The following is a 20058-nucleotide window of genomic DNA, read 5'->3' as shown; positions in this document are numbered from 1 at the left end:
ACACCGCAAAGCGGTTGCGACGCTTGATCGCCGGCCCGAACGCCGCCGCCGGGGGCCGCTATTCTTCCTGGAATAAATTGATCTGCTGTTGCGCCAGGTCCTTCGGCGCGTCGAGGCCGAGATGGCGCCAGGCATTGGCCGTCAGCACACGGCCGCGCGGCGTGCGCTGGATGAAACCCTGCTGGATGAGATAGGGCTCGATGATGTCCTCGATGGCATCGCGCGGCTCGGACAGGCCGGCGGCGATCGTCTCGATGCCGACCGGCCCGCCGCCGAAATTGCGCGCGATCATCGAAAGATACCGGCGGTCGAGCGCATCGAGGCCGAGCGCGTCGACCTCCAGCCGGGTCAAGGCCTCGTCGGCGATCAAGCGGTTCACATGACCATCGCCGGCGACCGAAGCGAAATCGCGCACGCGCCGCAACAGCCGGCCGGCGATGCGCGGCGTGCCTCGCGCGCGCCGCGCGATCTCCAGCGCGCCGTCATCGCCGAGCGGCATTTGCAGGATGCGTGCGCCGCGCCGCACGATCTGCTCCAGTTCCTCGACCGTGTAGAAGTTGAGCCGCACCGGGATGCCGAAGCGGTCGCGCAGCGGATTGGTGAGCAGGCCGAGCCGCGTGGTGGCGGCGACCAGGGTGAAACGGGCAAGGTCGATCTTGACCGAGCGCGCCGCCGGCCCCTCGCCGATGATCAGGTCGAGCTGGAAATCCTCCATCGCCGGATAGAGGATCTCTTCCACCGCAGGATTCAGCCTGTGGATCTCGTCGATGAACAGGACGTCGCCTTCTTCGAGATTGGTCAAGAGTGCGGCGAGATCGCCGGCTTTGGCGATGACCGGTCCGGAGGTTGAGCGGAAGTTGACGCCGAGCTCGCGCGCCATGATCTGCGCCAGCGTCGTCTTGCCTAGACCTGGCGGCCCGACGAACAGCACATGATCGAGCGCCTCCTTGCGCCCCTTGGCGGCCTCGATGAACACTTTGAGGTTGGCCCGCACCGCCGCCTGGCCGACGAAATCGTCAAGCGTCTGCGGCCGCAAACTCTGGTCGGCATCCTCGCCGCGTTTTTCCGGAGCGATCAGACGGGGGGAAAGGCTCATGCCGCCTTCCTTGCATATGGCCGGGAACCGGACAAGCGTGCGCTCATCGCGCTAGTTCCTTGAGCCCGAAGCGAATCAGCTTCGACGCGTCCGCCTCCTCGCCCGCCGTCTTCAGTGCCGCCGCCACCGCATTGGCGGCGGTGTCGCGGGAATAGCCGAGATTGACTAGGGCCGAGACCGCGTCTGTGATCGGCGCGGCTGCCACGCCTTCGCCGAGCTCCTGCTTCAAGCCGATCGTGCCCGACGCGGCACCGGCATAGGCCGGCGCCTTGTTTTTCAATTCGGTAACGATGCGCTCGGCCACCTTCTTGCCGACGCCCGGCGCCCGGGAAACCATGGCGATGTCGCGCAACGCGATCGCGTTGGCAAGGTCGGCCGGCGCCAGTGTCGACAGGATGGCCAGCGCCACCTTGGCGCCGACGCCCTGCACATTGCTCATCAACAGCCGGAACCATTCGCGCTCCAGCACCGACTGGAAGCCGTAGAGCCGGATCATGTCCTCGCGCACATAGGTCTCGATGAACAGCACCACCGCTTCGCCGGGCGAAGGCAGCGCGGCCAGCGTCCGCGCCGAGCAGTAGGCGACGTAGCCGACGCCATGCACGTCGACCAGGCAATGATCCTCGTCGATCTCGTCGAGCATACCCTTGAGCTTGCCGATCATGCCAAATCTTTCATGGAAGATAGGCCCTCATGGGTGCGTTTCAGGAGAAGTGATGTCAAGGTCCGGGAAATAACTGCGATAACGCGCGGCGTCGCGCGTCAAAAGACGATGTCCGGCAACGGTCGCATGAGCGCCAATAAAGAAGTCCGGCAAGGTTCGTTCGCGGATTCCACCAGCACGGCGATAACGGGAATGCGTCACACCTGCAAGGAAGGCCGCATCCCAGGGCAGAAACTCGCGATCAATCTCGAGCATGTCGACCGCTTTTCGAAGCGCTGCCTCCGAGGCGATCAGCGGCGCCAATTCAGACCAGATGATCGTATTGACCACCAAGTCGCCGTCGCGGCGGCATGAGGCGATTGCAGACGCCGACCATTTTGTCAGCGGTCCGGCCGGCCCCCAAACGTCGATCAGGACATTTGTGTCAATCAACGTCGAGATCTTCACGCGGCCCCCTCAGCCACTCCATATACTCGTCGGTCGTCATGCCACCCAGATCCAACGTCCCCTCCATCCGGTCAAGGACATTACTGAACCTGCGCAATTTCTCCTCCTCGGGGAGATTCTCGTTGACGGCCACAAGCCGAGCACCCTCATCGGTGGCCACGAATTCCACCTCGGAGCCCGGGCGGATACCCAGGTGATCCCTTATCTGTTTGGGGATCGTGACTTGGCCTTTGGTGGTGACGCGCATGGTAATACCTCAAAGTATTACCTACGACAGACAAGGGAACAAGTCAAGAACATCGTCAACCGGCAAGTGCCATCCGATAGGCGACGCTTTGCCGGTGATGCGCATGGCAAATGGCTATGGCGAGCGCGTCGGCGGCATGTTCGGTGTCGAAGGTCGCTTTCGGCAGCAGCACCTTCACCATCATGTGGATCTGCTTCTTGTCGCCATGGCCGACGCCGATCACCGCCTTCTTGACGGCATTGGGTGCATATTCGGCAACGACCAGGCCGGCGCGTGCCGGCACCAGCATGGCGATGCCGCGCGCCTGGCCAAGCTTCAGCGTCGCCACCGCATCCTTGTTGACGAAGGTCTGTTCGACGGCCGCTTCATGCGGCATGGCCGTATGCAGGATTTCAGCCAACCCGTCATGCAGCTGGCACAGCCGCGTCGCCAGCGCCGCCTTGTCTTCGGAACGCACCGTGCCGGACGCGACGAAGCGCAGCGAATTGCCGAGGCTTTCGACAATGCCCCAGCCGGTGCGCCTTAGCCCCGGATCGATACCGATGATGCGAATCGCGTCCCCCATCCGGTTACTCTACCTCCCGGAGACAGCGATGCCAGCGAAATGTGAACAAACCGGAAACAGCAGCCCGCCGAGCCAGAAATGCTCCGAACCCCCTAGTTGCGGGCGAAAGCCGTGTTGAGCAGGCTGATCTGGTCCGAGACCGGATTGGGCCGGCGGCTCAAGGGCTGCATGTCGACCACCGCACCGGCGCCGTAGATCTCCTCGTCCATGCGGCGCACCAGTGCCTGCAGGCGCAGCGACCGGTTGACGAGGTCGAGGAAATCCTTGGGCAGTTCGGCCCAGCCGGCCGCCTCGTCATGGGCGGAGGCGGTGTCGAGGCGCACCTTGGACTTTTCCGACGCGACCTGGTCGCGGGTCATCTCGCCGGAATTCGCGGCGCGCTGCAGAAGCAGCCACGAGGCGACCTGCATCAACCTTGTGGTTAGCCGCATCGATTCGGCCGCATAGAGCGTGGCCGCCAGCCGCGACAGCTTCTTGGCCTCGGCCCGGCCCTTGCCGTCGAGATACTCCGCCGCCTGTTCGACCAGCCCCATGCCTTCCTGGTAGAGCGGTTTGAAGGAGTGCGAAAAGACCCGACGTTCCGCCAGCTTGACGGTTTTCGCGCTGCCCTTCGAAGGCTCGTTCATCGATACGCCCCTGCACTTGCAACCGGCCGATTCGGCTTACTGCCGATACACCCGGAACCCTACATAACTGAAGCTTGAAAATGCGCTTCGTCCGGGGTGAAGGCAAGCACATGTTTAACAGAAGGTTAACGCGATCCGGTGCGGACCGTGTCGCTGGAAAGCGGACAAAAAAAGAGCCGCGGATAAGGCGGCTCTCAGGAGTTTAACAGGGAGGCGTCAAACAAAGTGGCTCCAACCACTCGGTAAGAATCCAGATCACTGGATGCGCATAGTAAACGCCTGTAAAGCTTAATGAACCCTTAACGGCGCCGATATTTTTTGAGCGAACCCCGCGCCACTGTGCCGTAACAGCACAGTTCCTGAAGGATGTGCCGAGCCTCGACTCAGGCCGTTTTCCACACCGCCGGCAAGGCAATGAAGGCAAACAGCAGCAAGGCCGCGTAGAAACCCATCGAAGACGCCGCCACCAGCGGTTCGATCGCGGCATTGCCGCCAAGCAGGAAGTAGAGCCCGATCAAAAGGCCGATGCCGCTGATTGCGGTCAGCCAGAAGTGAACGACGGCAACCGTCTTCTGTCCGACCGCCGGAAACAGGTGATAGAAGAAGGCGAAGACCGCCGACATCAGCCATCCAGCGACCATCGTATGGGCGTGGGTCGGCATCTGGCCATGGTCCTGGCTGATCGCCATGTACAGGCCGAGCGCCATGCCGCACAGCGCATAGATAACGGCCAGCGTGAAGAAATTCCGTGCTACCCCTTGCATATCTTTCCCCCGAGTTGCCTTTCCCGTTTTCGGGAAAGGGTTGATCGTCAGGCGATTGCTCTCGCCACCGGGCTCCCGGCGCGGGCGCACTAGCATCGGCACTGTTTCTGGACGATGTCGCGCCCCCGGACGCCCCTCATAATAGCAGAAAACCGAATGGCGCGCTCGCAATATCAGTGGCTCCTTACGTTAGCCGGCACTTGAAACAGAACTGGTTTTTTCACGACATCGTTCCGAAACAGGCGCGGCGATAAACGCTTGGCCATCGAAGCGGCAGGCGAGGATTCGCTCCTTCCGCTACATCAGGCGCCGGGGAGAAGCATGGACTGGTATTCGATCGCTAAATTGCTGCACATTCTTTCGGCGACCCTGTGGGTCGGCGGCGGCTTCGCGCTGATGGTGCTGGCGACGCTCGCCGATCGGTCGGGAAACATCCAGGGAACGCTGCAGGCAATGCGGGCCACGGGCGAATTGGGAAACCGCTTCTTCGCGCCGATGTCGATACTGACACTGGCCTTCGGACTGATCATGTGCTGGTTCTGGGTCGGCTTCTCGCAACTGTGGATCCTGATCGGCCTTGCCGGCTACGCCACCACCTTTTCAATCGGCATGTTCGTCTTCAAGCCGAGCGCCGACCACATGGGCGCGATGATCGCCAGGGATGGCGTGACGCCGGCCGCCCTTGCCTCTGGCCAGCGCATCTTGCGGGCGGCACGCTTCGACTATGCGGTGATGCTGGTCATCATCGCCGACATGGTGTTGAAGCCGACCATCCACGACTTCACGGTCCTTGCCGCCATGGTGCTTGTGTTGGCGGCTGGCGCCACCCTGGCGCTCGGCCGACCAAGGCGCATGGTGCCGAGCGTCGCCTGAGGCAGGCGAAAACGGTCCCGGCTACATCAGGCCGGCGATCCCGTCCCACAGAAGCTTCACCGCGACGACGGCCACCGTCGCATAGGTGAAGGGATAGAAGATCTCCGGACGCATGCGGCGCACCAGCCAGGCGCCGGCGATGGTGGATAGCGGCGCTAGCGGCATCAGCACCGCCGACGCGGTCAGATTGGTGCTGTCGAACTGGCCGAGCGCGAAATAGGGAACGAGCTTCAGCGCGTTGGTGGCGGCAAAGAAGATCGCCGCCGTGCCGGACAACACCTTCGGGTCGAGCCGGATCGGCAGCGCGTAGACCTGAAAGGGCGGGCCGCCGACATGGGCGACGAAGCTGGTGAAGCCGGCGACCGTGCCCCAGAGGGCCGCGGCGACGCGGTTGGGCTGCGCCGCATGGTCGGCGCCGTGGCGGTACTTCAGATAGAGCCAGCGCAGCACGAAAATGATGGCGACGGCGCCGACGATCAGCCGCACGGCCTCCTCGGTGACCAGTGCGGCCGTCAGCCAACCGAGACCGATACCGATCACCGCGCCGGGCATCATGTCGACCAGCATCTTCCTGTTATAGACGCCCCACCATGTCCATACCGAAACGATGTCCATCAGGCATAGGATGGGCAGCAGGATGGCCGCCGCTTGCACCGGCGGCATGGTCAGCGCCATCAGCGGCACGCCGACGAAACCGACCGCGCCGCCAAATCCGCCCTTGGACAGGCCGACCAGAATGACCGCCGGGACGGCGGCCGCATAGAACCACGGATCGGAAAGCAGGCCTGACATGGAGGAGGGACTGGTCTGGAGGGAAAGCGAGTCAACGCCTGAATAGCCCAGATTCCCGAGCGGAGCGACAGCAAATGTGGGCGTCGCCACAGCAAGGCCGGCCCATTCTGCTCTGCCTATCGCCGGGCCGAGACCAGCAGGAACATCGGCCGCTCGAGCTCTTCCGCCAGTTCGGGCTTGGCCGCGATCTGCGCGTCGGTCGGACGGAATTCCTCGACATGCTCGATGGTGAAGCCGCACCGGATCAGCGTGTTGAGCGTGGTGCCGATGGTGCGGTGATGTTTCACAACTCCCTTGGCCAGCCAGTCCGTCTTGCGCGGTCCCTCCACCAGATACCGGTCGACGGGCCATGTCTTGCGGCCTTCGGCATCGACAGACCAGCCGGGATGCGTCGGAGCCATATAGATCGGATGCTCCGTCGAGAAGACGAAATGCCCGCCGGGGACCAGGCACCGGTGCACGGTCTGGAACAGCCGCGCGGCATCGCTGACATAGTGCAGGGCAAGCGAGCTGTAGGCGAGATCGAAAGCCGTCGGCGGCAGGCTGAGTTCATCGAGATCGGCGCGTTCGTAGACGATGCCGGCGTCCGGGCCGGCGGCACGCGCCCGGGCGAGCATCTTTTCCGACAGGTCGAGACCCAGAACCTCCTTGGCCCCGTGTTCAAAAGCCCAGCGGCAGAACCAGCCGAAGCCGCAACCGAGATCGACGATTCGCAAGCCGCTGACGTCGGGAAGCATCGCGCGCAGCGCCGGCCATTCGGCGGCGCCCTCCAGCCCTTCGACGGACCGGCCGAGTTGGCTGTAGCTTGCGAAGAAGTCCGGCTGATCATAGACATTCTGCGCCATGTTCTTTCCTCGTTGTTCATATGCCTGACTGGCGGAGCCGCCACGCATTTCCACCACCGCCAAGCAGAGTCAAGAAACGCGGACCGGTCATGCGCCGAGCGGTGGCGGCCGCCGCCGGATCGGCTGCGCCTTGATGATGGCGGTGCTGGTCTCGGCCTTGTCGGCGATCCGATCGAGGATGCCGTCGAGGTCGCCGATCGAACGCACGAACAGCCTGGCGACGAAGCAGTCGTCCCCCGTCACCTTGTCGCATTCGCCGAATTCGGCGATCTCCTCGATCAGCTTCTGGACGATGTGCAGCTTGCCCGGCAGCGGCTTGATGCGCACGATCGCCTGCAATGTATAGCCGAGCGCCAGCGGGTCGATCTCGACGGTGAAAGCCCTGATAACCCCGCGCTCCTCGAGCCGCCGCAGCCGCTCCGAAACGCTCGGCGATGACAGCCCGACCTGGCCGGCCAGCTCCTTCAGTGAAGTCCGCGCATCCTTCACCAGGATTTCGAGGAGACGTCGGTCGAGATCGTCAAGCATTTCACATTCTCAGGATTTCCGGGTATTTACCTATTTTTAATAGGCAAAACCAGCATGTCACCTTTCTCGCTGGATGGAAAGCCCAGGATCAGCATGAGATTATGCACGCTCAATGATCTGGAGATTTGCCGTGAGCGATACAGCACGTGGGACGATCGAAATGTCCACCGCAATGGCGATCCTGGGAACGATCGGATGGTTCGTCGTCCTGTCCGGCCAGCCTATCATGGATGTGGTGTTCTGGCGCTGCGCTTTCGGCGCGGTGACGCTGCTCTTCATCTGCGTCGGCCTCGGCCTGTTGCGCAACAGGCTGTCGCTTCGCGTTTTCGCCATCGCGGCCCTCGGTGGCGCCGCTATCGTCGTCAACTGGCTGCTGCTGTTTAGTGCATTCTCGCGCGCGTCGATCTCGATCGCCACCGCTGTCTACAATACCCAGCCTTTCATGCTGGTCGGCTTCGGCGCGCTCTTCTTCGGCGAGCGGCTGACCCTGACGAAATTGACTTGGCTGGCAATCGCCTTCGCCGGCATGGTGCTGATCGTCGAGGCCGCCCCTGACGCCGGCGATATCGGCACCAACTATTTCGCCGGCATCGTCATGGCGCTGGCCGCTGCCTTCTTCTGGGCCGTCGCCGCCATCGTCACCAAGAAGCTCAAGGGCACGCCGCCGCATGTCATCGCGCTCGTCCAGGTCTGCGTCGGCGTGTTGATGCTGGCGCCCTTCGCCAATCTCTCGCATCTTCCGACCGACGCAAGGAGCTGGGCCATGCTGGCGACGCTCGGCATCGTCCACACCGGTCTGATGTACATCCTGATGTACGGCGCCATCCAGAAGCTGCCGACGCACCTGCAGGGGTCGCTGTCCTTCATCTATCCGATCGTTGCGATCCTGGTCGACGTCACGGCATTCGGCCATCGCCTGCATCTCAGCCAACTCGTCGGCGCCGCCGCCATCCTGATCGCGGCCGCCGGCATGAATCTCGGCTGGACATTGTGGAAGCCAAGGCCTGCCGCGGCAGGTGCGCAACCGATCGAGCAACGCCAATCGCCGGCGCTTCGGCGGTCAAAAATAGCGATCCCGCCTGCCCGCCTGTTCAAAGCGGGCACTTTGCTCTATGCCGCAATCCAACCATCTTCGCCCGGCATAGGCGAAACCCGGGATCGAAGACCATGAACGACGCAACGCCCCCCAATCGCTGCCGCATCGTGCTGATCGCGCCATCTGGCGTGCCGGCCGCCCGTATCGTCTCGGCCTTCGAGGGCGGCGACGTCGCCTCGCTCATCCTGCCGCAGAACGACATGGACGAAGCTTCCTTCCAGGCCTTCGCCGCCGAAATCGTACCGGCGGCACAGGCGGCCGGCATCGCGGTCGTCATTGCCGGCGATACGCGCATCGCCGGGCGTGTCCAGGCCGACGGCATTCATGTCGAGGTCTCCAAGGCCGAGCTCGCCGAGACGGTCGAGCATTTCCAGGCAAAAATGATGGTCGGCGCCGGCGGCGCCAAGACACGTGATGACGCGCTCGAACTCGGCGAAGTCAGGCCCGACTATATTTTCTTCGGCCGCTTCGGCTACGACAACAAGCCCGATCCGCATCCGCGCAACCTGGCGCTGGGACAATGGTGGGCGCAGATGATTCAGATCCCCTGCATTGTCATGGCCGGATCGGAGCTCGCTTCGATCGAAACCGTCGCAGATACGGGCGCCGAGTTCGTCGCCCTGTCGAGTGCGGTGTTCGCCGACGGCGTCGATCCCAAGGCGGCGATCACGCGGGCCAATGCGCTGCTCGATGAAACCGCACCGCGTTTCGAGGACTGACGTGTCTTCGGCAAGGCTTCCCCTTCAGGCCCTGCTTGCTGCGGTCATGATCCAGGCCGCTGCCGCCGAAACGATTCCTTCGCCGCACCCTAAGCCGGATGCCGGCGTGCATACCGACAAGCCGATCGAAAAGCAGTTGCCGCAGCCCGCCACCACCGCCGAGCCAGCGCCATTGCCTTCGGCCGACGCGATCAATCCCGACCGCTTCGGCGCCAAGCCGGCGGATGCGGCCTACGGGGCTTTCCAGCGCGGACTCTACAAGACCGCCTACAACCTCGCGCTGGTGCGGGCGCAAAACGGCGACCCGGCGGCGCAGACGCTGGTGGCCGAGATCCTGTCGCGCGGACTGGGCGTGCCCCTCAATGCGGCCGAAGCGGCGAAATGGTACGCAGCCGCCGCCGAGCAAGGGGTGCCGGAATCGCAGTTCCAATATGCGCTGATGCTGCTCGACGGCCGCTACGTCAAAAAGGACGAAAAGGAAGCCTATGCGCTGATGCAGGCCGCCGCCGAAGCGGGCAACCGGCTGGCACAATTCAATTTCGCGCAGATGCTGGTCCAGCAGGACCCCGGCGACGCCGGCATCGCCAAGGCCGTGACCTATTACGAGCGCGCCGCGGCGACCGGCCTCGCCGACGCCCAGTATGCGATGTCACAGATCTATGCCAACGGCGTCGGCGGCAAATCGCGCGACGACGCTCAGGCCCGGCGCCTGCTGGCTCAGGCCGCGCGGCAAAACTATGACACCGCGCAACTCGACCTCGCCACCTGGATGATCGAGGGCCGCGGCGGCGGGCGTGATTTGAAATCCGCCTTCGGCTGGATGAAGCAGGCCGCCGAAGGCGGCAATGTCGCCGCCCAGAACCGCCTGGCGAAACTCTATATGCAAGGCATCGGCACCGAGCCGGACCTCGTGCTTGCCGGCGCCTGGTACATCGTCGCCCGCCGCGCCGGCCTCATCGACCCCGAGATGGACGATTTCCTGCAAGGATTGAGCGACGACCAGACCAAGCAGGCACTGCAGAAGGCAAACCGCCTGCCCTGACGCGCGATCAGCGGATATCCAGCGGAAGTCATCGCGCGATGCTCGTCGAGGCAAGTGACCTCGATCTTTCCATGCAGATGGCTATCATGCGGTCGTCGCAGATCCGTCGGCTGGCAAAAGTCTTCGATATCATTACCGAAGCGGTCGCCGCGGTTTCGATGAGAGCGGTTGAGGGTTTATATCGCGGCATCGCTTCTCCAAGGAGGCAATGAAATGGCTTCGCCCGACAAACGATGCACGCATGGCAGCTTCATCCTCGAGGTAACGCCAAGCGCCGAAGGTTGCGAGGAGTGCCTGAAGACGGGTTCCTGGTGGGTGCATCTGCGGCTGTGCCGCACCTGTGGCCATGTCGGCTGCTGCGACAGTTCTCCGAACCGTCACGCCACCGGCCACTACCGGGCGACCGGCCATCCGGTCATCGAGGCCTACGACCCGCCCGAGACGTGGGGCTGGTGCTATGTCGACGAGGTCATGCTCGATTTCTCGCATGACAAGACGCCGCAACTCGGCACCATCGTGCGCTTCGATTGAGCCGCGACCACGGGACGCCCGATCAGCGCCAGCTTGCCTCTTCCGGCGATTTGTGGTCTTGGAGGCCCGAAATCGCTGTCTTGCGAACATCTCATTCCCGGATCACATCATCATGGCCAAGATCAACGGCAACGAAATCCGTCCCGGCTACGTCATCGAGCACGATGGCGGCCTGTGGGTGGCCGTCAAGACCAACACGGTCAAGCCGGGCAAGGGCGGCGCCTACAACCAGGTCGAACTGAAGAACCTCATCAACGGCACAAAGCTGAACGAGCGCTTCCGTTCGGCAGAGACGGTCGAGCAGATCCGGCTCGATCTCAAGGATTTTTCCTTCCTCTACGAGCAGGGCGACGCCCTGGTGTTCATGGACACCGAGAGCTACGAGCAGCTCGAGCTGGCGAAGGACTTCGTCGGAGACCGCGCCGCTTTCCTGCAGGACGGCATGATGGTGACGGTCCAGCTCTACGAGGAAAGGCCTATCGGCATTTCGCTCCCCGACCAGGTAACGCTGACCATCACCGAAGCGGACCCGGTGGTAAGGGGCCAGACGGCGGCCTCTTCCTACAAGCCCGCGGTGCTGGAAAACGGCATTCGCGTGCTGGTGCCGCCATTCATCGGCGCGGGGGAACGCATCGTCGTCGACACCAATGAAATCACTTATATGCGCCGCGCCGACTGATGCATGTCGCCCAGAGGTGGCCCAGGTTTCGGGTCACCGACATGCATCAGGACAAAGGTTAAAGCGCGGGCAGCAGGAAGAGTTACGATGGCACGCTCAGCCCTTCTCAACGTCATGGTCCAGGCCGCAATGAAGGCCGGCCGCTCGCTGTCGCGCGATTTCGGCGAGGTCCAGAACCTGCAGGTCTCGATGAAGGGACCGGGCGACTATGTCAGCCAGGCCGACCGCAAGGCCGAGGATATTGTCTTTGCCGAACTGTCGAAGGCGCGGCCCGGTTACGGCTTCCTGATGGAAGAGCGCGGCACGATCGCCGGCGATGACAGCCAGCACCGCTGGATCGTCGATCCGCTCGACGGCACCACCAATTTCCTGCACGGCATTCCGCTTTTCGCTGTCTCGATCGCGCTCGAGCGCCAGGGCCAGATCGTGGCCGGCGTGATCTACAATCCGGCCATGGACGAGCTCTATACGACCGAGCGCGGCGGCGGCGCCTTCATGAACGACCGCCGCCTGCGTGTCGCCGGCCGCACCAAGCTCATCGACACCGTCATCGGCTGCGGGGTGCCGCATCTGGGGCGTGGCCAGCATGGCAATTTCCTGATCGAGTTACGCAATGTCATGGCCGAGGTTTCCGGCGTCCGGCGCCTGGGTTCGGCCTCGCTCGATCTCGCTTACGTCGCCGCCGGCCGCATGGACGGATTCTGGGAAGTCGGCCTGTCGCCCTGGGACATCGCAGCCGGCCTGTTGCTGATCCGTGAAGCAGGAGGGTTCGCCTCCGACATGGACGGCGGTCAGGACATGCTCGACAACGGTTCGGTCGTCGCCGGCAACGAGATCATCCAGCGCGCCCTCCTGAAGGCCGTGAAAAAGCCGCTCGCTGCCCGCTGAAGCAGGAATAAGCGCGGAGTAATGTCAAATCCCCGCCGCGCTGAAGCGCCGCAGTCGCAAAACCGCAAACAAAGCTTGAAATACTGTCCGGCGCTTGCCCAGATAGGGTTGACGCAGGACGATGATGATCAAGACGCCGCCGCAGATCGAGATCCCCTTTGTCGGACGATGGCACTATTCGCGTGCCGAGATGATCGCCGACGGCATCGTCCATGCCGTCGGCATCGTGCTGGCGATCGCGGCCGGTTCGGCGCTGCTGGCGCTGGCCGCCTTCCGGGTCGGACCGGGCGAATACATCGCCGCCGCCTTCTATGTCGTGTCGCTGCTCACCGTGCTCTCGGTGTCGCTGACCTACAATCTGTGGCCGGTGACTTCGCCGGTGAAATGGATTTTGCGGCGTTTCGACCACGCTGCGATCTATCTGCTCATCGCCGCCACCTACACGCCCTTTCTCGCGCAGCTCGACGGCTCGGCGCTGGCCGGCTGGATGATCGTCCTGGTCTGGACCGCGGCCATTATCGGCATCGCCATAAAGGTGTTTTTCCCCGGCCGCTTCGACCGGCTGGCGATCGTCTTCTATCTCGCCATCGGCTGGAGCGGCATCGTCCTGGTCGAACCGCTCGTCGCTACCTTGCCGGCGACGGCGATCGTGCTCATCGTCGCCGGCGGCGTCGTCTATTCCTGCGGCGTGATCTTCTTCGCCTGGAAGGCGCTGCGCTTCCACAACGCGCTGTGGCATGGTTTCGTGGTCACCGGCGCAGGCCTGCATCTGGCGGCGATGGTCGATTGCCTGGTCATCAACCGTCTCTGAAACTGCTGGCGGCAATATTGCCAAGCACCATTCAATTTGGTCACAATTCCGTTTAGAGTCGCCGACGACGTGATCGGCGGCAGCGGCATCGGAAACGGGGCACGGATGGCTTTTCTCAGATCCTTCGGCATGGGCAGGCGCTCCGACGTGCTGATCTACGACCCACACAAATTGTCGAGCCCGCAGGTCTTTCTCCTGACCATGGTCATCTTCCTGGCCATCGTCGCCTTCATCGCAGCGATCCTGACACGGCAGATCTCGACCGCCTTCGTCACCAATCCGGGGCTCAACGGCCTGATCATCGGCGTGCTTGCCGTCGGCATCCTTTTGGCCTTCGTCCAGGTCGGGCGGCTGTTTCGCGAAGTGCGCTGGGTCAACTCCTTCCGCGCCGGTTCCGAGATCACCGAACCGGTGCTGCTGGCGCCGATGAAGGCGATGATCGGCCGCTCGTCGAGCATGGCGTTTTCGACCAGCTCGATGCGCACCATGCTCGACTCCATCGCCACGCGGCTCGATGAAAGCCGCGACACCTCGCGCTACCTCGTCGGCCTCCTGGTGTTCCTTGGCCTGCTCGGCACCTTCTGGGGCCTGCTGAACACGATCGGCTCCATCCGCGAGACCATCGAGTCGCTCGATCCCGGCACGGGCGATGCCGCCGCTGTGCTGGATTCGCTGAAGCAAGGGCTGTCGGCGCCGCTCGCCGGCATGGGCACGGCCTTCTCGTCCTCGCTGTTCGGCCTGTCCGGCTCGCTCGTTCTCGGTTTCCTCGACCTGCAGGCCGGCCGCGCGCAGACGCGCTTCTACACCGAACTGGAGAACTGGCTGTCCTCGGTCACCGACCTGTCGTCCGACATCGTCGTCTCCGACGCGGTCCGGACCGAGCCTTCCGATGAAATCCGCCTGCTGTCGGAGCGGCTGCGCAGCATGCAGGAGAATGGCGGCGGCTCCAATCCGCGCGTCGCCACCGCCATGGCCAATCTCGCCGACGGCATTTCCGGCCTGGTCAAGAACATGCGCTCCGAGCAGCAGATCATGCGCGACTGGGTCGAAGCACAGTCGGATGAACAAAAGGCGATGCGCAACACGCTGGAAAAGATCGCCGACGCCCTGAAGAAGACCGGGGTGCACTAGCATGGCGCTCGCCAGGAGCCGGCGCGCCGACCGCCGCATCGACTATTGGCCGGGCTTCGTCGACGCGTTGTCGACGCTGCTTCTGGCCATCATGTTCCTGCTCACCGTCTTCGTGCTGGCGCAGTTCCTGCTCGGCCGCGAAATCTCCGGCAAGGACGCCGTTCTGTCGCGCCTCAATTCGCAGATCAACGAACTGACGCAGCTTCTGGCGCTGGAGCGTTCCACGACACAGGACAAGGAGGATTCGCTCGCCAATCTGCAGGCATCGCTGTCGGCGGCCGAAGCGGAGAAGAGCCGGCTCCAGCAGCTGCTGGCGCAAGGTGCGGGCGCCGGCGACGCGGCCAACCAGCGCGCGGCGGCGCTGACGGGCGAGCTCGACAGCCAGCGCCAGATCAGCCAGCAGGCGCTGAGCCAGGTCGAGATCCTCAATCAGCAGATCGCGGCCTTGCGCAAGCAGATCGGCGCGCTCGAGGATGCGCTGAACGTTTCCGAGGCCCGCGACCGCGATTCCAACACCAAGATCGCCGACCTTGGCCGCCGCCTCAACGTGGCGTTGGCGCAGCGCGTGCAGGAACTCAACCGCTACCGCTCCGACTTCTTCGGCCGCCTGCGCGAAATCCTCGCCGACCGCGAGAACATCCGCATCGTCGGCGACCGCTTCGTCTTCCAGTCGGAAGTGTTGTTTCCGACCGGCTCGGAGGTGATCAACGATGCCGGCAAGGTCGAGATGAAGAAACTTGCCGACGCCATCATCGAGTTGCAGAAGGAGATCCCGCCGGAGATCAACTGGGTGCTGCGCGTCGATGGCCATACCGACAACAAGCCGTTGTCCGGCACCGGTCGGTATCGCGACAATTGGGAGCTATCGACGGCGCGCTCCACTTCCGTGGTGAAGTTCCTGATCGAGAACGGCGTGCCGGCCAACCGGCTGGTCGCCGCCGGCTTCGGCGAGTTCCAGCCGCTCGACCCCGCCGACACCGAAGAGGCGCGCAACAAGAACCGCCGGATCGAACTGAAGCTCACCGAACGGTGATTCCATCATCACGCGATCTCACGCGAATTTGTTCGCCGGCTCAACTCTAGGGCGCAGTTGCGCACCGGCAAGGCCTGAAAAGATTATCTTTTTTTAATTACACTTCGCCACAAAGCGCTCCTAGCGTGTTGCGCAGGGCCGAGAACCGCCGGCGATGCCTCCCATCGCGACGCGACGGAACTGGACGGCCCGCATTGTCCGGAAGCGCAACGGCAGAGCCGTTCTTTTCCGCAGCAAAAAGGAGGCGCCGTCGTGCGCTCTTCAGCATCTGTCAAGACTGCAACCCTTGCCGTGATTCTCGTCGCCGCCCCGCTTGCCGGCGCCTACGCCGCGGGTCACCACAGGGGCGCGCTCGACGCGACCGACCCGACCGACATGACCGGCCCGCGTGTCGAGGCTCTCATTGAACAGGTTCAAGGCGTCCATCAGGGCATAATCACCGCCAGACAGGCCAACAACATCACCCCGGCCGCGGCGGAGCGCCTGGAGATGCGCACCGCTCGCATAGGTCAGGCGGCCGAGAAGATAGCCTCGTCGGATCACGGCAGGATACCGGCCGCACAATATCATGACCTGCTGCGCCGTCTCGACAATGTCGACCAGCGGCTGAGGGTCGACATCGGTAGCGGCTTCCTGATGGGCGACGGTGCCGACGGCGGGAACTACCCGAACGGCTGAGGCCATTCTGTCGGCAGTTCAAAAGGAAGGGACCACCTGGCGTCTACGGGACCCAATCCCGCAGGCGCCTCTTTTCCTCACCAGCCGAGCCAGACCGCGGCCAGGGCGGCCGCTGCCGGCACGGCCTGCACAAACAGGATCTTGCGACCGACCGTTGCGGCGCCGTACAGGCCGGCAATGGCCACGCAGAGCAGGAAGAAAACCTTGACCTGGAAACCGGCCGTGCCGAGGTAGAGGGCCCAGATCAGGCCGGCGGCGAGAAAGCCGTTATAGAGACCCTGATTGGCGGCAAGCACCTTCGAGGCGCTGGCGAATTCCGGCGTCAGCCGGAATGCCTTGTGCCCGCGCGGCGTATCCCAGAGCACCATCTCCAGATAGACGATATAGACATGGATCAAAGCCACCAGCCCGACCAGGATGTTGCCGATCATCGTATTCCCTCGTGATGTATCGTCGGGCAGCATTTCACGCGTCGGCTCGCCAGCGCAAGGCGCATCTGCCGGACGGCGCGTGAGGGTTGCAAACGCGCCGGCGTTGGTATCTTTTTCGCCCTTCCCAATCACGGAAGCCGCCATGTCCTTTCAAAAACTCGATGACCTCGGCCACAAGCTCGAAGCCCTGGAGCACGCGCTGGCCATCCTCGGCGCCGATGAAGCGACCCACATGGCCGTCGGTGGCGGCGAGAAGCGCGCCGAGGCCATGGCGGCACTTGCCGGCATGTACCACACCAGGGCGACCGCGCCGGAAATAGCGGACTGGATCGCCGCCGCCGAAGGCGAGGCGCTTGACGATGAACAGCAGGCGGCGCTGGCCGAGCTGCGGCGGCAATACACCAATCTGACCTGCCTGCCGGTCGAATTTGTCGAACGCCAGACGACCGCGCGCATGCGCTGCGAGCAGCTGTGGCGCGACCTGCGGGCCAAGAACGACTGGGCGGGCTTCCTGCCGGCGCTTGAAGGCGTCGTGGCGCTGGTTCGCGAAGAGGCGGCCCTGCGCGCCGACATCCTCGGCCTCGCCCCCTACGACGCGCTGATGGAGCAATACGACCCCGGCAACCGCACCGCCGACATCACCCCGGTGTTCGCCGACTTGAAGGCTTTCCTCAAGGGGTTCGTGCCGGAAGCGCTGGCGGCGCAGGAAGCGCGGCTGCGCAAGCATCCGCTGAAGCCGCTTGCGGGCAGCTACGCGATCGACAGGCAGCGTGAACTCGGCCTTGCCATGATGGCGGCGGTCGGCTTCGACCTGACGCACGGCTCGCTGTCGGTGTCGCACCATCCGTTCTGTGGCGGTGTGCCGAGCGACGTGCGCATCACCACCCGCTACAAGACTTCCGATTTCTTGTCGGCGCTGATGGGCGTGCTGCACGAGACCGGCCACGCACTCTATGAGCAGAACCTGCCGAAGGCGTGGTCGCACTGGCCGCTCGGCAAGGCGCGCGGCATGGCCGTGCATGAAAGCCAGAGTCTGTTCGTTGAAAAGCAGATCGGGCGCAATCCCGCCTTCTGGCGTTGGGCATTGCCGGTCGTGGAAAAGCATCTCGGCGAAGCCTGGTCGCTCGACGACATCCTGCCGCATGTCCACCATGTCGAGCGCGGCCTGATCCGTGTCGATGCCGACGAGGTGACGTATCCGCTGCATGTCATCCTGCGCTATGAACTGGAGCAGGAGCTCGTCTCCGGCAGGCTCGAGGTGGCCGAACTGCCCGAGGCCTGGGACGCCAGGATGCGCGACTATCTCGGCCTCTCAACCATCGACAACCCCGCGGACGGGCCGATGCAGGACGTGCATTGGCCTGCTGCCGCCTTTGGCTACTTTCCCTCCTACACGCTGGGCGCGATAATGGCGGCGCAGCAATGGGCGGCGCTGACGCGGGAGCATCCGTCGGCCGATGACGATCTTGCCATGGGGAATTTCGGTGCCATCAACGATTGGCGCCGCAAGAACATATGGTCGCACGGATCGCGCTGGTCGACGCCCGACCTGCTCGAACGCGCCACCGGTGAAAAGCTCAATGCCGTCTATTTCACCGACCACCTGCGCAAACGGTATGGAGCCGCGTGAGCACGCCCAGCGTCGCCGCTACTCAGCCGCGCCCCTGAAGGCGCTGGCGCCGGTCTCGAACTGCAGCTTGGCGAGCCGGGCATAGATGCCGCCCTTGGTCACCAGGCTCTGATGCGTGCCTTCCTCGACGATACGGCCGCCATCCATGACCAGGATGCGGTCGGCCTTCAGCACCGTCGCCAGACGGTGCGCGATGACGATCGTGGTGCGGCCCCGCATCAGCCGCTCCAGCGCCATTTGCACCAGCGTCTCGCTTTCGGCGTCGAGTGCCGAGGTCGCCTCGTCGAGCAACAGGATCGGCGCGTCGCGCAGGATGGCGCGGGCGATCGCCACCCGCTGGCGTTGCCCGCCCGACAGCGTCACGCCGCGCTCGCCGATCTGGCTGTCATAGCCCTTCTCGAGCTTGAGGATGAATTCGTCGGCCAGCGCGTCCTTTGCCGCCGCTTCGATCTCTGACTCGCTGGCGCCCGGCCGGCCGAAGCCGATATTGTCGCGCGCGCTGGCCGCGAAGATGGTGACGTCCTGCGGCACGATGGCGATGCGCTGCCGTATCGAAAGGGGGTCGGCTTCGCGGATGTCGACGCCGTCGATCAGGATCCTGCCGGTCTCCGGATCGTAGAAGCGCAGGATCAGCGAGAACACCGTGCTCTTGCCCGCTCCCGAGGGACCGACGATCGCCACCGTCTCGCCAGGCTTGACCGAGAAGCTCAGGCCGTGGACGGCGGCGCGGTCGGGCCGGGCCGGGTAGGAAAAGGACACGGCCTCGAAGCTGATCGCTCCCTTGCTCGCCACCGGCAGCGGCCTGGGATTGGCAGGCGCCACGATCGCCGGCTCCTCGGCCAGGATTTCGGTCAGCCGTTCGGCGGCACCTGCTGCCTGGGCCAATTCGCCCCAGACCTCCGATAGCGCGCCGAGCGCACCGGCGGCGAATACCGAATAGAGCAGGAACTGGCCGAGCGTGCCCGGCGACAGATTGCCGTCGAGCACGTCGCGCGAGCCGAACCACAGCACCGCCACGACCGAGGAGAAAATCGTGAAGATGGCGAAGAAGGTGAGGAACGAGCGCGCGAAGATCGAGGCGCGCGCGGCCTCGAAGGCGGCCTCGACGGCACCCGAAAAACGCCCGGTGACCAGCGTCTCATTGGTGAAGGCCTGCAATGTGCGCACCGCGCCGATCTGCTCGCTGGCATAGGCGGTGGCATCGGCCAGCGTGTCCTGCGCCTGCCTTGACTTGCGCCGCACCGAGCGGCCGAAGGCGACCAGCGGCAGCACGATGATTGGAATGGCTGCGATGACCAGCCCGGACAGTTTCGGGCTGGTGAAAACCATCATCGCGACCGCGCCGAGGCCAAGGATGACATTGCGCAGCGCCACCGAAGCGGTCGCCCCGACCGCCGATTTGACCTGCGTGGTGTCGGCGGCGAGCCGCGACACGATCTCGCCCGACTGGGCAGTGTCGAAGAAGGCCGGCGACAGTTTCGTCACATGGGCAAAGACATCGCGCCTGATATCGGCGACGACGCGCTCGCCGAGCGTGATGACGAAATAGTAGCGGCCCGCCGATGCCGCCGCCAGCAGCGCGGCCATCGCCACCAGCGCGGCGAAATATTCGGCGATGAAGGAGGAACCGGACGGCGTGAAACCATGATCGATCATGCGCCGTACCGCCAGCGGCAGCGCCAGCGTCGTCACCGCCGCGACGATCAGCGAGATGACGGCGCCCGCCACCAATGTGCGGTAGCGGCCGATGTAGGGAAACAGGCGCCTGAGCGGCTTGAGCGAGCGCCGGCGCTCGTCTGCGCTGCTGGTTTGCGCCATCCTGGTCTTTTCCTCTTGGCCGCCTTCAGCTATGCGCCTCAATATGCGCTTGCCGCGGCCTTGTGATTCAATTCCGGCTGATGTATAGGCTCGCCGACCGTTTTAGAAGCCGTGGCTCCTCAAT

The 20058-nt window shown here is 64.0% G+C and carries 25 protein-coding genes; 13 read left to right on the top strand and 12 right to left on the bottom strand.

Translation table 11 applies throughout. From position 1 onward, the window contains the following. Nucleotides 1-58 precede the first annotated feature (58 nt). The 7 genes from ruvB to FJ428_RS23760 all read right to left on the bottom strand — a co-directional run bounded on the left by ruvB (nt 59) and on the right by FJ428_RS23760 (nt 4409). Nucleotides 59-1096, bottom strand: a complete 1038-nt coding sequence (gene ruvB, locus FJ428_RS23790; RefSeq protein ID WP_140493220.1) for a Holliday junction branch migration DNA helicase RuvB — start codon at nt 1094-1096, stop codon at nt 59-61. 43 nt (nt 1097-1139) lie between these two features. Then, the gene (ruvA, locus tag FJ428_RS23785) at nt 1140-1760 is read right to left on the bottom strand and encodes a Holliday junction branch migration protein RuvA (RefSeq protein ID WP_140566844.1); all 621 of its coding nucleotides are present in this window, start codon (nt 1758-1760) and stop codon (nt 1140-1142) included. 27 nt (nt 1761-1787) lie between these two features. Further along, the gene (locus tag FJ428_RS23780) at nt 1788-2207 is read right to left on the bottom strand and encodes a type II toxin-antitoxin system VapC family toxin (RefSeq protein ID WP_140880362.1); all 420 of its coding nucleotides are present in this window, start codon (nt 2205-2207) and stop codon (nt 1788-1790) included. Continuing rightward, a complete protein-coding gene (locus tag FJ428_RS23775; RefSeq protein WP_140493211.1) occupies nt 2185-2454 on the bottom strand; it encodes an AbrB/MazE/SpoVT family DNA-binding domain-containing protein in 270 nt (89 codons plus the stop codon). The genes FJ428_RS23780 and FJ428_RS23775 overlap by 23 nt, the downstream gene beginning before the upstream one ends. A 55-nt stretch (nt 2455-2509) precedes the next feature. Then, entirely contained in the window at nt 2510-3019 is a 510-nt protein-coding gene (gene ruvC / locus FJ428_RS23770) for a crossover junction endodeoxyribonuclease RuvC (RefSeq protein ID WP_140628015.1), read from the bottom strand. A 92-nt stretch (nt 3020-3111) separates the two neighbouring features. Then, on the bottom strand, nt 3112-3645 hold the full coding sequence (locus FJ428_RS23765; protein WP_140525047.1) for a DUF1465 family protein: 534 nt from the start codon (nt 3643-3645) through the stop codon (nt 3112-3114). Nucleotides 3646-4028: 383 nt separating this feature from the next. Next, nucleotides 4029-4409 carry a cbb3-type cytochrome c oxidase subunit I gene (locus tag FJ428_RS23760; RefSeq protein WP_140550847.1) on the bottom strand — a complete coding sequence of 127 codons (381 nt, stop codon included), beginning with the start codon at nt 4407-4409 and terminating at the stop codon, nt 4029-4031. Nucleotides 4410-4730: 321 nt separating this feature from the next. Here FJ428_RS23760 and FJ428_RS23755 point away from each other — a divergent pair, with 321 nt between their 5' ends. Then, nucleotides 4731-5282: a DUF2269 family protein gene (locus FJ428_RS23755; protein ID WP_140880361.1), complete on the top strand. Its 552-nt coding sequence runs from the start codon at nt 4731-4733 to the stop codon at nt 5280-5282. Nucleotides 5283-5303: 21 nt separating this feature from the next. Here the strand turns inward: FJ428_RS23755 and FJ428_RS23750 are convergent, their stop codons facing one another. The 3 genes from FJ428_RS23750 to FJ428_RS23740 all read right to left on the bottom strand — a co-directional run bounded on the left by FJ428_RS23750 (nt 5304) and on the right by FJ428_RS23740 (nt 7447). Next, on the bottom strand, nt 5304-6074 hold the full coding sequence (locus tag FJ428_RS23750; protein WP_140493196.1) for a sulfite exporter TauE/SafE family protein: 771 nt from the start codon (nt 6072-6074) through the stop codon (nt 5304-5306). A gap of 116 nt (nt 6075-6190) precedes the next feature. After that, nucleotides 6191-6919, bottom strand: a complete 729-nt coding sequence (locus FJ428_RS23745) for a class I SAM-dependent methyltransferase (protein ID WP_140880360.1) — start codon at nt 6917-6919, stop codon at nt 6191-6193. Between the two features lie 87 nt (nt 6920-7006). Beyond that, nucleotides 7007-7447 (bottom strand): Lrp/AsnC family transcriptional regulator, encoded by a 441-nt coding sequence (locus FJ428_RS23740; protein ID WP_140517551.1) that lies wholly within the window; start codon nt 7445-7447, stop codon nt 7007-7009. A 130-nt stretch (nt 7448-7577) separates the two neighbouring features. Here FJ428_RS23740 and FJ428_RS23735 point away from each other — a divergent pair, with 130 nt between their 5' ends. From FJ428_RS23735 to FJ428_RS23690, 11 genes are all read left to right on the top strand, one after another. Beyond that, the gene (locus FJ428_RS23735; protein WP_140880359.1) at nt 7578-8618 is read left to right on the top strand and encodes a DMT family transporter; all 1041 of its coding nucleotides are present in this window, start codon (nt 7578-7580) and stop codon (nt 8616-8618) included. Continuing rightward, nucleotides 8615-9262 (top strand): thiamine phosphate synthase, encoded by a 648-nt coding sequence (locus tag FJ428_RS23730; protein WP_140517549.1) that lies wholly within the window; start codon nt 8615-8617, stop codon nt 9260-9262. The genes FJ428_RS23735 and FJ428_RS23730 overlap by 4 nt, the downstream gene beginning before the upstream one ends. Before the next feature lies 1 nt (nt 9263). Beyond that, nucleotides 9264-10304: a tetratricopeptide repeat protein gene (locus tag FJ428_RS23725; RefSeq protein ID WP_140517548.1), complete on the top strand. Its 1041-nt coding sequence runs from the start codon at nt 9264-9266 to the stop codon at nt 10302-10304. Nucleotides 10305-10342: 38 nt separating this feature from the next. Then, nucleotides 10343-10516 (top strand): hypothetical protein, encoded by a 174-nt coding sequence (locus FJ428_RS30395; protein ID WP_181165380.1) that lies wholly within the window; start codon nt 10343-10345, stop codon nt 10514-10516. 1 nt (nt 10517) lies between these two features. Continuing rightward, a complete protein-coding gene (locus FJ428_RS23720; RefSeq protein ID WP_140517547.1) occupies nt 10518-10835 on the top strand; it encodes a UBP-type zinc finger domain-containing protein in 318 nt (105 codons plus the stop codon). Nucleotides 10836-10947: 112 nt separating this feature from the next. Continuing rightward, complete coding sequence (gene efp, locus FJ428_RS23715; protein WP_140493174.1) at nt 10948-11514, top strand: elongation factor P; 567 nt, start codon at nt 10948-10950, stop codon at nt 11512-11514. A gap of 87 nt (nt 11515-11601) precedes the next feature. After that, a complete protein-coding gene (locus tag FJ428_RS23710; protein WP_140493170.1) occupies nt 11602-12402 on the top strand; it encodes an inositol monophosphatase family protein in 801 nt (266 codons plus the stop codon). Nucleotides 12403-12526: 124 nt separating this feature from the next. Beyond that, a complete protein-coding gene (locus FJ428_RS23705) occupies nt 12527-13213 on the top strand; it encodes a hemolysin III family protein (RefSeq protein ID WP_140880386.1) in 687 nt (228 codons plus the stop codon). Nucleotides 13214-13318: 105 nt separating this feature from the next. Continuing rightward, a complete protein-coding gene (locus FJ428_RS23700) occupies nt 13319-14344 on the top strand; it encodes a MotA/TolQ/ExbB proton channel family protein (protein WP_140493167.1) in 1026 nt (341 codons plus the stop codon). 1 nt (nt 14345) lies between these two features. Further along, complete coding sequence (locus FJ428_RS23695) at nt 14346-15377, top strand: peptidoglycan -binding protein (RefSeq protein WP_140493164.1); 1032 nt, start codon at nt 14346-14348, stop codon at nt 15375-15377. Between the two features lie 252 nt (nt 15378-15629). Continuing rightward, nucleotides 15630-16055, top strand: coding sequence for a hypothetical protein (locus FJ428_RS23690; protein ID WP_140880358.1), 426 nt, complete (start codon nt 15630-15632; stop codon nt 16053-16055). Nucleotides 16056-16132: 77 nt separating this feature from the next. On the opposite strand, the gene FJ428_RS23685 is transcribed toward FJ428_RS23690, so the two are convergent. Beyond that, nucleotides 16133-16486, bottom strand: coding sequence for a DUF1304 domain-containing protein (locus FJ428_RS23685; RefSeq protein ID WP_140624974.1), 354 nt, complete (start codon nt 16484-16486; stop codon nt 16133-16135). Between the two features lie 142 nt (nt 16487-16628). Between FJ428_RS23685 and FJ428_RS23680 the strand changes: the two genes are divergently transcribed. Continuing rightward, nucleotides 16629-18116 carry a carboxypeptidase M32 gene (locus FJ428_RS23680; RefSeq protein ID WP_140880357.1) on the top strand — a complete coding sequence of 496 codons (1488 nt, stop codon included), beginning with the start codon at nt 16629-16631 and terminating at the stop codon, nt 18114-18116. An 18-nt stretch (nt 18117-18134) separates the two neighbouring features. Here FJ428_RS23680 and FJ428_RS23675 read toward each other — a convergent pair whose 3' ends face one another. Further along, nucleotides 18135-19934 (bottom strand): ABC transporter transmembrane domain-containing protein, encoded by a 1800-nt coding sequence (locus FJ428_RS23675; RefSeq protein ID WP_140880356.1) that lies wholly within the window; start codon nt 19932-19934, stop codon nt 18135-18137. Nucleotides 19935-20058 lie beyond the last annotated feature (124 nt).

It is taken from the genome of Mesorhizobium sp. B2-8-1 (assembly GCF_006440955.1).
Classification (GTDB): domain Bacteria; phylum Pseudomonadota; class Alphaproteobacteria; order Rhizobiales; family Rhizobiaceae; genus Mesorhizobium.
The sequence above is the reverse complement of the archived record's forward strand: the minus strand, read 5'-3'. Positions and strand labels throughout refer to the sequence as shown.

Bases quoted from the DNA above. Each gene is read 5' to 3' on its own strand.
- ruvB (WP_140493220.1), bottom strand. From the start codon at position 1,096: ATGAGCCTTTCCCCCCGTCTGATCGCTCCGGAAAAACGCGGCGAGGAT.
- ruvA (WP_140566844.1), bottom strand. From the start codon at position 1,760: ATGATCGGCAAGCTCAAGGGTATGCTCGACGAGATCGACGAGGATCAT.
- FJ428_RS23775 (WP_140493211.1), bottom strand. From the start codon at position 2,454: ATGCGCGTCACCACCAAAGGCCAAGTCACGATCCCCAAACAGATAAGG.
- ruvC (WP_140628015.1), bottom strand. From the start codon at position 3,019: ATGGGGGACGCGATTCGCATCATCGGTATCGATCCGGGGCTAAGGCGC.
- FJ428_RS23765 (WP_140525047.1), bottom strand. From the start codon at position 3,645: ATGAACGAGCCTTCGAAGGGCAGCGCGAAAACCGTCAAGCTGGCGGAA.
- FJ428_RS23760 (WP_140550847.1), bottom strand. From the start codon at position 4,409: ATGCAAGGGGTAGCACGGAATTTCTTCACGCTGGCCGTTATCTATGCG.
- FJ428_RS23755 (WP_140880361.1), top strand. From the start codon at position 4,731: ATGGACTGGTATTCGATCGCTAAATTGCTGCACATTCTTTCGGCGACC.
- FJ428_RS23750 (WP_140493196.1), bottom strand. From the start codon at position 6,074: ATGTCAGGCCTGCTTTCCGATCCGTGGTTCTATGCGGCCGCCGTCCCG.
- FJ428_RS23745 (WP_140880360.1), bottom strand. From the start codon at position 6,919: ATGGCGCAGAATGTCTATGATCAGCCGGACTTCTTCGCAAGCTACAGC.
- FJ428_RS23740 (WP_140517551.1), bottom strand. From the start codon at position 7,447: ATGCTTGACGATCTCGACCGACGTCTCCTCGAAATCCTGGTGAAGGAT.
- FJ428_RS23730 (WP_140517549.1), top strand. From the start codon at position 8,615: ATGAACGACGCAACGCCCCCCAATCGCTGCCGCATCGTGCTGATCGCG.
- FJ428_RS30395 (WP_181165380.1), top strand. From the start codon at position 10,343: ATGCTCGTCGAGGCAAGTGACCTCGATCTTTCCATGCAGATGGCTATC.
- FJ428_RS23720 (WP_140517547.1), top strand. From the start codon at position 10,518: ATGGCTTCGCCCGACAAACGATGCACGCATGGCAGCTTCATCCTCGAG.
- efp (WP_140493174.1), top strand. From the start codon at position 10,948: ATGGCCAAGATCAACGGCAACGAAATCCGTCCCGGCTACGTCATCGAG.
- FJ428_RS23710 (WP_140493170.1), top strand. From the start codon at position 11,602: ATGGCACGCTCAGCCCTTCTCAACGTCATGGTCCAGGCCGCAATGAAG.
- FJ428_RS23705 (WP_140880386.1), top strand. From the start codon at position 12,527: ATGATCAAGACGCCGCCGCAGATCGAGATCCCCTTTGTCGGACGATGG.
- FJ428_RS23700 (WP_140493167.1), top strand. From the start codon at position 13,319: ATGGCTTTTCTCAGATCCTTCGGCATGGGCAGGCGCTCCGACGTGCTG.
- FJ428_RS23695 (WP_140493164.1), top strand. From the start codon at position 14,346: ATGGCGCTCGCCAGGAGCCGGCGCGCCGACCGCCGCATCGACTATTGG.
- FJ428_RS23685 (WP_140624974.1), bottom strand. From the start codon at position 16,486: ATGATCGGCAACATCCTGGTCGGGCTGGTGGCTTTGATCCATGTCTAT.
- FJ428_RS23680 (WP_140880357.1), top strand. From the start codon at position 16,629: ATGTCCTTTCAAAAACTCGATGACCTCGGCCACAAGCTCGAAGCCCTG.
- FJ428_RS23675 (WP_140880356.1), bottom strand. From the start codon at position 19,934: ATGGCGCAAACCAGCAGCGCAGACGAGCGCCGGCGCTCGCTCAAGCCG.